Raw genomic sequence first — 9,131 nt, forward strand, 5'->3', positions numbered from 1 at the left:
TCGATCCGTTCGGCTGCGGCATCCGCCCCGCGGCGGGGATCGGCGCCGGCCCGGCTCTGCCTTTCGGCCGATGGGGAGCCGCCCCGGTGGTCCTACGCTGGGTGACGATGAACCGATACCTGCTGCGTGCCGGGCAGATCGCCGTGCTCCTCACCCTGGCGGTGATCGGCGCGGTCGACGTGGCCTCCGGCATGCGTTCCTCGTTCGGGCCGGTGCAGGTCCTGACCGCGGTGGCGGTGACCACGGTGTGGCTGCCGCACCGCCCGGTGGGCTCGCGGATCCTGCCCGGCGCGGCGATCGGGGTATCGCTCTGGTCGATCCTGCTGACCCTGACCATGGCCGCGTCGTCCGACTACACCGGCGGCCTGTGGGGTCTGGCCGAAACGGTGTCCCTTCTCGGGATGCTCGTCCTGGTGGCCCGCAACGCCCCGCTCCGCTGGGCGGTGCCCGCCCTGGTCATCGGCGGCCTCGCGGTGAGTGCCATGCCGCTGCGGGTCGGCGGCTCCTCCGTCTACGTGACGTTCTGCCTGATCCAGGCGCTCGGCGCGGCCGCAGCGGTCGGCGGCGGGTCGATCCTGCGGTCGGCGGAGAACAGCCGGCGGCGGGCCCTGGACACGGTCCGCGCCGAGCAGCGCGCCGAGTTCGCCCGCGACCTGCACGACTTCATCGCCCACCACGTCACCGGGATCGTGGTGCAGGCCCAGGGTGCCCGGTTCATCGCCGAGCAGGACCCGCAGCGGGTACTGCTCGCCCTGGAACAGATCGAGAAGGCCGGCGCCGAGACGATGGCGTCGATGCGGCGCATGGTCGGCGTGCTGCGCGACTCGCAGAGCCGCCCGGACGCGCCGCTCGCGCCGATCGCCGGGGTCCCCGAACTGGCCGTCCTGATCGAGCAGTTCGGGGCGGCCGGTGCCGTGACGGCGCGACTGCACGTGGACGGCCCGGTGGACGGTCTGCCGGTGGAGGTGTCGACGTCGGCGTACCGGGTGGTGATGGAGGCGCTCACCAACGTGCGGCAACACGCGCCCGCCGCGACGGTGGTGGACGTGTGGTTACGGCGTACCCCGCAGAATCTGCTGTTGAGAGTGGCCGACGACGGCCCGGCGCCGAAGCAGCAGGTCCCCCGCGACCGTCCGGGGTACGGTCTCGTCGGCCTCACCGAACGGGTCCGCGCGGTGGGCGGGCACATCACGGCGGGGCCGGGCGTGGGCGGCGGCTGGGTCGTCGACGCCGTGCTACCCCTGACTCTGGAGTGACTAGTGATCCGCGTTCTCATCGCCGACGACCAGGCCATGGTCCGCACCGGCTTCGGCATGATCATCGGCGCGCAGCCGGACATGGAGGTGGTCGGCGAGGCGTCCGACGGGGTGGAGGCGGTCGCGGCGGCCCGCCGGCTGCGGCCGGACGTGGCGCTGATGGACATCCGGATGCCCAGGATGGACGGTCTGGAGGCGTTGCGGCTGCTGGCCGGGCCGGGCGTGCCGGATCCGCTCAAGGTCGTGGTGGTGACCACCTTCGACCTGGACGAATATGTGCATCAGGCGCTGCGCAACGGGGCGGCGGGGTTCCTGCTCAAGGATTCCGGTCCGGCGCTGCTGATCGAGGCGGTGCGGGCGGCGGTCTCCGGCGACGCGCTGATCAGCCCGTCGATCACGGTCCGGCTGCTCGAACATCTGACCACACCGGCCGGTCCGTCCGACGACGGCGGGCTGTCCCCGCGGGAGCTGGACGTGGTCCGGCTGACCGCGCGGGGACGCACCAATGCGGAGATCGCCACCGAGTTGTTCATCTCGATCGGCACGGTCAAGACGCACCTGGGCAGCATCCACGGCAAGCTCGGCACCCGGAACCGGGTGGAGATCGCCGCGTGGGCCTGGGAGCGGCGGTTGCTCGGCTGATCTCCTCGGCGGGCTCGCACCCGCCGAGGACGGTGATCAGCGCGCGAGCTGACCGCTGGTCAGTTTCGCCGCCACCGGGGGCTCCGGCGGAGCCGGGTTGCGCGACAGCAACTGCTTCGCGGCCTGGCGTGCCGGTCCGAGGCGGTGCCGCGCGATCAGCTTCGCGCCGGCCCGCATCTGCACGGTACGCGGAACCGGCACCGTCGGCCGGTAACCGAACCGCGCGAGCCGGTCACCGAACGAGGCCTCACACTGCCGGATCTCCTCGTCGGAGAGCCGTCCCCGCCAGCTCTCCACCCGTTCGGTGGTCGGCGCCTGGTGGGTCAGCGTGTGCCAGGTCTTGTACTCCGGCACGGCGACCGAGGCGAGTTCGTTCGGCTTGGTCATCGCCGGGTCGTACTCCTCCTCGAGGAAGGAGCAGATCGCCCGCAGGTGCGGCTCCGGGTCGGCGACCAGGTCCTCGTAGCGCACCTGGTGGTACACGTCCTTCGGGTACCGCCGGGCGGCCAGCAGCGACGCGTCGGCCGAGTCGCGCCAGTAGCCGAGCAGGGTGTCGAACTCGGCCGGCTTCCACGGGGTCTCCTTGAGGGAGGCCACACAGTCCCGGCCGTCACGCATGATGTTGATGATCTGCGCGTCCGGGAACAGCCGGAGGATCGTCGGCAGGTACCGCAGGTACATCGGCCGTTTGTCGCCCCAGCGCGGCTTGCCGAACCGTTCCGAGTACATCCGGAAGACGATGCCGAACGCCGAGCCCAGGGTTGGCGGGCCGGCGACGATCGCCTCCTCGGCTTTCTCGTTGTCCAGCCCCAGGTCGTCGAACTGCGACGTCCCGATGATCCATTTCGCCAGCGCGCGGCGTTTCTCCGGGTCGTTCAGGTCGCCGAACTGTGCCCGCTTCTTGTAGCCGTCGAGCAGGAACCTGGTCTCCGGCGGCAGTGCGATCCGGGGGTGCGCGTGCAACATCAGTTGCAGCATCGTCGTTCCGGAGCGCGGGCAGCCGACGACGAAGATCGGGCGGTCAGTGGGCATGGTGGCCCACCCTCACTGGGTGCGTCGTCCCCAGCGTCGTCATGTTGCTCCCCTCCAGGTCATCCCTTCGATCTTGATGACTTCGCAAACATTCCGCAAAAAGTCTGTGCCGTCGAGATGGGGGAGCTATCGACTAGCTGTGAGTTACCTGGCAATCTCGACGTCCATCGCTGTTTCGGTGAGGAAAAACCCCAGGTCACGGCCGGTACGGCCGCACCTGGGGAAGAGCGTCGCTTGTGGATCCGGTCAGGCGGCGACCGGATCGGGGATGCGGGTCTTGACAGACCGCGTGCTGAGCCAGCATCCGGCCACCACAAGCGTGAAACCGGCGACCGTGCCCACCCCGACCGGCTCGTCCAGCAGCGTCACACCGAGCAGCACCGCCACCACCGGGTTGACGTAGGTGACCAGACCGGCCCTCGTGGAACCCACCAGGCCGATGAGCCGGTAGAACGCCAGAAAGGCCACCGCGGTACACAGGACACCGAGAGCCGCCAGAGCGGCCCACGAGTCCAGGCCGACCGGCCCGGCGGGCAGGACCGTCAGGCTGAGCGGCACCAGCACCAGCGCGCTGATCCCGGTGGTGCCGACGCTCAGCGCCTCCGGCGGGACGTCCGCGGCACGCCGCTGCACGACGATGGTCGCGACCGCGTAACTGACCGCCGCCAGCAGCACCATCACCGCACCCAGCACGTCACCGGACAGATCCACGCCGAGCAGCACGACCACCCCGGCGAACCCCAGCGCCAGGCCCACCCAGCGTCCCGGGGTCAGCGGTTCGGCCCGCATCATCAGCAGGGCGATCACCGCGGGTTCGACGGCGATCAGGATGCCGGTCAGCGACGAGGTGATGTGCTGCTCGCCGTACGTGATGAGCAGGAACGGCACCACCACGTGCACCATCGCCAGCAGCGTCACCAGCGGGAGCCGGCCGCGCAGGGCACCGAGCGTGCCCCGCATCGCGGCCACCGGGATCAGCACCGCCGCGGCGACGGCCGCCCGGCCGGCCACCACCAGCAACGGCGACAGGTCCTCGATGGCCACCTTGATCAGCAGATACGGGATGCCCCAGAGCACGGACACCAGGGCGAAGAGGAGCCAGGCACGACGATTCACACCGTCAGCCTCGCCGCGTACCGTCGTAAGCGGTAGTGGCCACTTCTTAACCAGGTCGTAAGGAATTCTGATGATCGATCCGCGACGGCTGCAGATCCTCGCCGAGGTGGCCCGGCAGGGCAGCTTCAACCGTGCGGCGGCGCGGCTGCGGCTCACCCCGTCAGCGGTGTCCCAGCAGATCAGCGCCCTCGAACAGTCCCTCGGCACCGCCGTCTTCGTGCGCAGCACCCGCGGCGTCACGCTGACCCCGGCCGGGCAGGTCCTCGCCGACACGGCCACCGCCGTCGCGGCCGAACTGCTCGCCGCCGAACGCGAGCTGACCCGGCTCGCCGACGGGTCCCGCACGCTGACCGTGGTCACCTTCACCACCGGCGGCCAGCGTCTCCTGCCACCGGCTCTGATCCGGTTCAACGCCGCCCACCCCGGCGTCGAGCTGACCGTGATCGAGAGCGAGCCGGCCGCCAGCCTGCCGTTGATCCGCAGCGGCGAGGCCGATCTGGCGCTGGTCTACCACCTGGACGACCGCCCGCCGGTGCCGCCCGGCCTGACCTGGACACCACTGATGGACGATCCGATGTGGATCGTGCTGCCGGCCGGCCATCCGCTGGGCGGACGGGGTTCGCTGAGCATCGCGGAGCTGGGTGACGAGCGCTGGGTGCACGGCTGCCTGGTGGTCGGCGATCTGGTCGAGCAGTACGCGACGGCGGCCGGCCTGACACTGCGGACCGCGTGCCGGGGAACCGACTACCACTTCGCGCAGCAACTGGTCCGGGCCGGTGTGGGGATCAGCATGATCCCGGAGGTGGCGCTGACCGCCGACCAGACCGGCCTGACCGCGGTCCGCCTGGAACCGCCGGGCCCGTGCCGCTACGTGGCGGCGGTGACCGCGCGGCGGGCCGGCCGATCACCGCTGGTGGGGGCACTGCTGGAGGAGTTGCGGTGCACGGTGACGGCGTTGCCCCCGGCGCCGGCCGCGACCCGCGCCTGAACGTGGCGAGGGTCTCCACATCCATCCCAGATTGGAATAGATCAAGAGAAGAAGTTGATCTTAAACTCGGACGCTCAAGCTCCGAGGAAAGGCTCCACCGTGTCTCTCATCAACTCCGTCGTGAAGCCCTTCAAGGTCAACGCATACCAGCAGGGCAAGTTTCTCCAGGTGACCGACGAGGACCTGTTGGGCAAGTGGAGCGTCATCGTCTTCTACCCCGGCGACTTCACCTTCGTCTGCCCGACCGAGCTGGCCGACCTCGCCGACCTGTACTCCGAGTTCCAGGCGATCGGCGTCGAGGTGTACGGCGCCTCCACCGACAGCCACTTCGCGCACAAGGCGTGGCACGAGACGTCCGAGGCCGTCGGCAAGGTGCAGTACCCGCTGCTCGCCGACCCGACCCTGCAGCTCTCCCGCAACTTCGAGGTGCTGATCGAGGAGGACGGCCAGGCCCTGCGCGGCTCCTTCGTGATCGACCCCGAGGGCAGGATCCGGACCATCGAGGTCAACGACACCGGCATCGGCCGCAGCGCCTCCGAGCTGCTGCGCCGGGTCAAGGCCGCGCAGTACATCACCGCCCACCCGGGTGAGGTCTGCCCGGCCAAGTGGGAAGAGGGCGCCGAGACCCTCACCCCGTCGCTCGAGCTCGTGGGCAAGATCTGATGCTCGACGCCGCCCTCAAGGCGCAGCTGAGCGCGTACCTGCAGAATCTGCGCACACCCATCGAGCTGGTCGCGACCCTGGACGACAGCAAGGCCGGCCGGCAGACCCGCGAACTGCTCGAGGACGTCCGCTCGGCCGGCGACAAGGTCACCGTCCGCGAGGACCCGGACGCCGACGTCCGCACGCCGTCGTTCCTGATCACCACGCCCGGTCAGGACTCCGGGGTACGGTTCGCGGGCGTGCCACTCGGCCACGAGTTCACTTCGCTCGTGCTGGCGCTCCTGCACGTCGGCGGGCACCCGCCCCGGCACGACGCGGCCCTGCTCGACGCGGTCCGGGCCCTGCCCGGTCCGCTGCACTTCGAGACGTACTTCTCGCTGACCTGCCAGAACTGCCCCGACGTGGTGCAGGCCCTCAACACGATGGCCGCACTCAACCCGCAGATCACGCACACCGCGATCGAGGGCGGCGCGTACGCCGCCGAGGTCGCCGAGCGCGAGGTGATGAGCGTCCCCGCCGTCTACCTCAACGGCGAACTGTTCGGCCAGGGCCGGATGGAGCTGGCCGACATCGTCGCCCGGCTCGACTCCGGCAGCGCCGAACGCGACGCCGCGCAGCTCACCGAGAAGGAACCGTTCGACGTCCTGGTGATCGGTGGCGGCCCGGCCGGCTCGACCGCGGCCATGTACGCCGCCCGCAAGGGCATCCGCACCGGCCTGGTCGCCGACCGCATCGGCGGCCAGGTGCTCGACACCGCCGGCATCGAGAACTTCCCGTCGGTGCCGCACACCGAGGGCACCCGGTTCGCGGCGGCACTCGAACGGCACGTCCGCGAGTACGACGTCGACGTGATGCCCCGGCAGAAGGCCGCCAAACTGCACCCGGCGGTCGACGCCGGCGGCCTGATCGAGGTCGAGCTGGAGACCGGCGCGGTGCTGCGCTCGCGGACCGTCGTGGTCGCCTCCGGCGCACGGTGGCGCACCATGGACGTACCCGGCGAGCAGGAGTACCGCAACAAGGGCGTCACGTTCTGCCCGCACTGCGACGGCCCCCTGTTCAAGGGCAAGCCGGTCGCCGTCATCGGCGGCGGCAACTCGGGCATCGAGGCCGCCATCGACCTGGCCGGCCTGGCCTCGCACGTCACCGTGCTGGAGTTCGCCGACGGACTGCGCGCCGACGAGGTGCTCCAGCGCAAGCTGAAGAGCCTGCCGAACGTCGACGTCATCACCGAGGCGCTGACCACCGAGGTCACCGGCGACGGCCGCAAGGTGACCGGGCTGAGCTACCGCAACCGGGTGGACGACTCGGTGCACACACTGCCCGTCCAGGGCATCTTCGTGCAGATCGGTCTACTGCCCAACAACGACTGGGTCAGTGGCGTGGTCGAGACGAACAACCGGGGCGAGATCGTGATCGACGCCGCCGGTGCCACGTCGGTGCCGGGCGTGTTCGGCGCCGGGGACTGCACGACGACGCCGTACAAGCAGATCGTCGCCGCAGCCGGTGACGGCGCGAAGGCCGCACTCAGCGCTTTCGACCACCTGATCCGCACCGTTTAGAGCAGACCCGGTGCCGCGGGGTCCTACCCCGCGGCACCGGGCCGGGTCTCTTCTCCCCGCGGCGCCCACCGGAACAGCAGGAACGCCGCGAGAAAGCCCGCCGCGCCCACGGTCAGGGCGGCGGCGGTCAGCGAGCCGACCGCGGTGACCGCACCGATCAGAAGCGGCCCGCCCCCGGCACCGACGTCCGAACACAGCCGCCAGGCGCTGAGGAATTGAGCACGGCCCTCCCTCGGGGACACGTCCGCGCCGATCGTCATCATCAGGCCGGCGCTGAACCCGTTGCCGAGACCCATCAGCATCGCGATCAGGACCAGCCCGGTCAGACCGGAGGAGACCGGCATCAGCAGGTGGGCCAGGCCGAGCAGCGTCATCGCCGGGACCGCGGCCCACCGCCGCCCGAAGCGGTCCATCAGCCAGCCGGCCGGATAGAACAGCAGCATGTCGACGGCGCCGGACAGCCCGTAGATCAGGCCGATCGTGGCGGGTTCGAGCCCGAGACCGGCACCCCAGAGCGGCAGGATCGTCTGCCGGGCGGCGCGCAGGGCCCCAACGAGCAGCACGGCCACCCCGAGGGTACGCAGAGTCCGGCCGTTGTCCCTGAGCACCGTCCACAGCCGGGGCTGCGGTCCGCCGGGTGCGGTGATCCGGTCGTGGGTCACCGGCGGCAGCAGGATAAGCAGCGCCGTGGCCAGGGCCATCCCCACCAGCGCCACCACATATGCCCCGGTGAGCCCGATCAGGTGCATCGCCCCGGCGCCGAGGAACGGCCCGGCGAACACCCCGGCCCGGCTGACCCCGCCCAGGGTGGACATCGCCCGCGCCCGCAACGCCGGGTCGACGGCCTCGGTCAGGTACGCCAGGCGCGCCACCATCCACGCCGCCGACCCGAACCCGATCATCGCGACGGCCAGCCCGAGCAGCAGTACGTTCCCGGCGACCGCACCGATCGCCAGCGCGGGTACGGCCAGCGCGGCCGCCCCGATCATGGTGAGCCGTTCGCCGATCCGGGCGGTCAGCACGCCGGCCGGCAACGAACCGGCGATCTGTCCGATTCCGAGCATGCCGACGACCAGCGCCGCGGTAGCGGTGGAGGCGCCGAGGTCGATGGCGGAGAGCACCACGACGGGGGCGACGGCGCCCAGACCGGTCGAGTACGCCGCGGACGGCAGGTAGACGGTCGTCCCCAACTGGCGCAGCGTGAGCCCCGTGGTGGTGCCGGTCATCAGCATCGATCCCCATGAAAATAAGTAACATCATTTACTGTTAACAACAATAAATTTACGCTCGTGAACATCCCGTCCCCCGAGGAGTGCTCATGAGACGTCGATTCATCCTTCCCCTCCTGACCGTCGCGGCCGTCGCCGGGTCACTGCTCACGGCCGTCTCCCCCGCGTCCGCGCACGGCTACATCTCCTCCCCGCCGAGCCGCCAGGCGAACTGTGCCAGCGGCGCGGTCAGCGGGTGCGGCGACATCGTCTACGAACCGCAGAGCGTCGAGGCACCCAAAGGCTCCACCCTGTGCAACGGCGGCGGCAGCCGGTTCACCGTCCTCAACGACACCGGCAAAGCCTGGCCCGCCACCACGGTCGGAACGAGTGTCACCTTCAACTGGGTGATCACCGCACGCCACGCCACCACGACATGGGAATACTTCATCGGCAACACACTGCTGGCATCGTTCAACGACGGCGGAGCACAACCCGGGGCGACCAAGTCGCACACGGTGAACATGGGCGGTTTCACCGGACGGCAGACGGTGCTGGCCCGGTGGAACATCGCCGACACGGTCAACGCGTTCTACTCCTGCGTCGACCTGACCATCGGAGGAGGCGGATCCCCGACCCCCTCCCCCACACCCACGGTCACGCCGAC

Annotated in this window: 9 protein-coding genes; 6 read left to right on the forward strand and 3 right to left on the reverse strand. The window is 70.3% G+C overall.

The window, feature by feature from the left end:
• Positions 1–107 precede the first annotated feature (107 nt).
• Both WH85_RS34880 and WH85_RS34885 read left to right on the forward strand, forming a co-directional pair.
• Positions 108–1,256: a sensor histidine kinase gene (locus tag WH85_RS34880; RefSeq protein WP_052721017.1), complete on the forward strand. Its 1,149-nt coding sequence runs from the start codon at positions 108–110 to the stop codon at positions 1,254–1,256.
• A 3-nt stretch (positions 1,257–1,259) separates the two neighbouring features.
• Positions 1,260–1,898 (forward strand): response regulator, encoded by a 639-nt coding sequence (locus tag WH85_RS34885; RefSeq protein ID WP_045746365.1) that lies wholly within the window; start codon positions 1,260–1,262, stop codon positions 1,896–1,898.
• A 36-nt stretch (positions 1,899–1,934) separates the two neighbouring features.
• On the opposite strand, the gene WH85_RS34890 is transcribed toward WH85_RS34885, so the two are convergent.
• Together WH85_RS34890 and WH85_RS34895 are read right to left on the reverse strand one after the other, a co-directional pair.
• Entirely contained in the window at positions 1,935–2,930 is a 996-nt protein-coding gene (locus tag WH85_RS34890; RefSeq protein ID WP_045746366.1) for a sulfotransferase family protein, read from the reverse strand.
• Positions 2,931–3,176: 246 nt separating this feature from the next.
• Positions 3,177–4,046 carry a DMT family transporter gene (locus tag WH85_RS34895; RefSeq protein ID WP_045746367.1) on the reverse strand — a complete coding sequence of 290 codons (870 nt, stop codon included), beginning with the start codon at positions 4,044–4,046 and terminating at the stop codon, positions 3,177–3,179.
• A 70-nt stretch (positions 4,047–4,116) separates the two neighbouring features.
• On the opposite strand from WH85_RS34895, the gene WH85_RS34900 reads away from it, so the two are divergent.
• The 3 genes from WH85_RS34900 (at position 4,117) to ahpF (ending at position 7,256) form a co-directional block, all read left to right on the forward strand.
• Complete coding sequence (locus WH85_RS34900) at positions 4,117–5,034, forward strand: LysR family transcriptional regulator (protein ID WP_045746368.1); 918 nt, start codon at positions 4,117–4,119, stop codon at positions 5,032–5,034.
• A gap of 99 nt (positions 5,035–5,133) precedes the next feature.
• The gene (gene ahpC, locus WH85_RS34905; protein WP_045746369.1) at positions 5,134–5,697 is read left to right on the forward strand and encodes an alkyl hydroperoxide reductase subunit C; all 564 of its coding nucleotides are present in this window, start codon (positions 5,134–5,136) and stop codon (positions 5,695–5,697) included.
• Positions 5,697–7,256, forward strand: coding sequence for an alkyl hydroperoxide reductase subunit F (ahpF, locus tag WH85_RS34910; RefSeq protein ID WP_045746370.1), 1,560 nt, complete (start codon positions 5,697–5,699; stop codon positions 7,254–7,256). The genes ahpC and ahpF overlap by 1 nt, the downstream gene beginning before the upstream one ends.
• Positions 7,257–7,279: 23 nt before the next feature.
• Here the strand turns inward: ahpF and WH85_RS34915 are convergent, their stop codons facing one another.
• Positions 7,280–8,482, reverse strand: a complete 1,203-nt coding sequence (locus tag WH85_RS34915; protein WP_045746380.1) for an MFS transporter — start codon at positions 8,480–8,482, stop codon at positions 7,280–7,282.
• Positions 8,483–8,574: 92 nt separating this feature from the next.
• Between WH85_RS34915 and WH85_RS34920 the strand changes: the two genes are divergently transcribed.
• A partial coding sequence (locus WH85_RS34920) for a lytic polysaccharide monooxygenase auxiliary activity family 9 protein (protein ID WP_045746371.1) occupies positions 8,575–9,131 on the forward strand: 557 nt, incomplete at its 3' end.

The sequence above is a fragment of the Actinoplanes rectilineatus genome, assembly GCF_000962825.1.
Classification (GTDB): Bacteria; Actinomycetota; Actinomycetes; order Mycobacteriales; family Micromonosporaceae; genus Actinoplanes; species Actinoplanes rectilineatus.

Bases quoted from the DNA above. Each gene is read 5' to 3' on its own strand.
- ahpF (WP_045746370.1), top strand. From the start codon at position 5,697: ATGCTCGACGCCGCCCTCAAGGCGCAGCTGAGCGCGTACCTGCAGAAT.
- WH85_RS34900 (WP_045746368.1), top strand. From the start codon at position 4,117: ATGATCGATCCGCGACGGCTGCAGATCCTCGCCGAGGTGGCCCGGCAG.
- WH85_RS34880 (WP_052721017.1), top strand. From the start codon at position 108: ATGAACCGATACCTGCTGCGTGCCGGGCAGATCGCCGTGCTCCTCACC.
- WH85_RS34890 (WP_045746366.1), bottom strand. From the start codon at position 2,930: ATGCCCACTGACCGCCCGATCTTCGTCGTCGGCTGCCCGCGCTCCGGA.
- WH85_RS34915 (WP_045746380.1), bottom strand. From the start codon at position 8,482: ATGACCGGCACCACCACGGGGCTCACGCTGCGCCAGTTGGGGACGACC.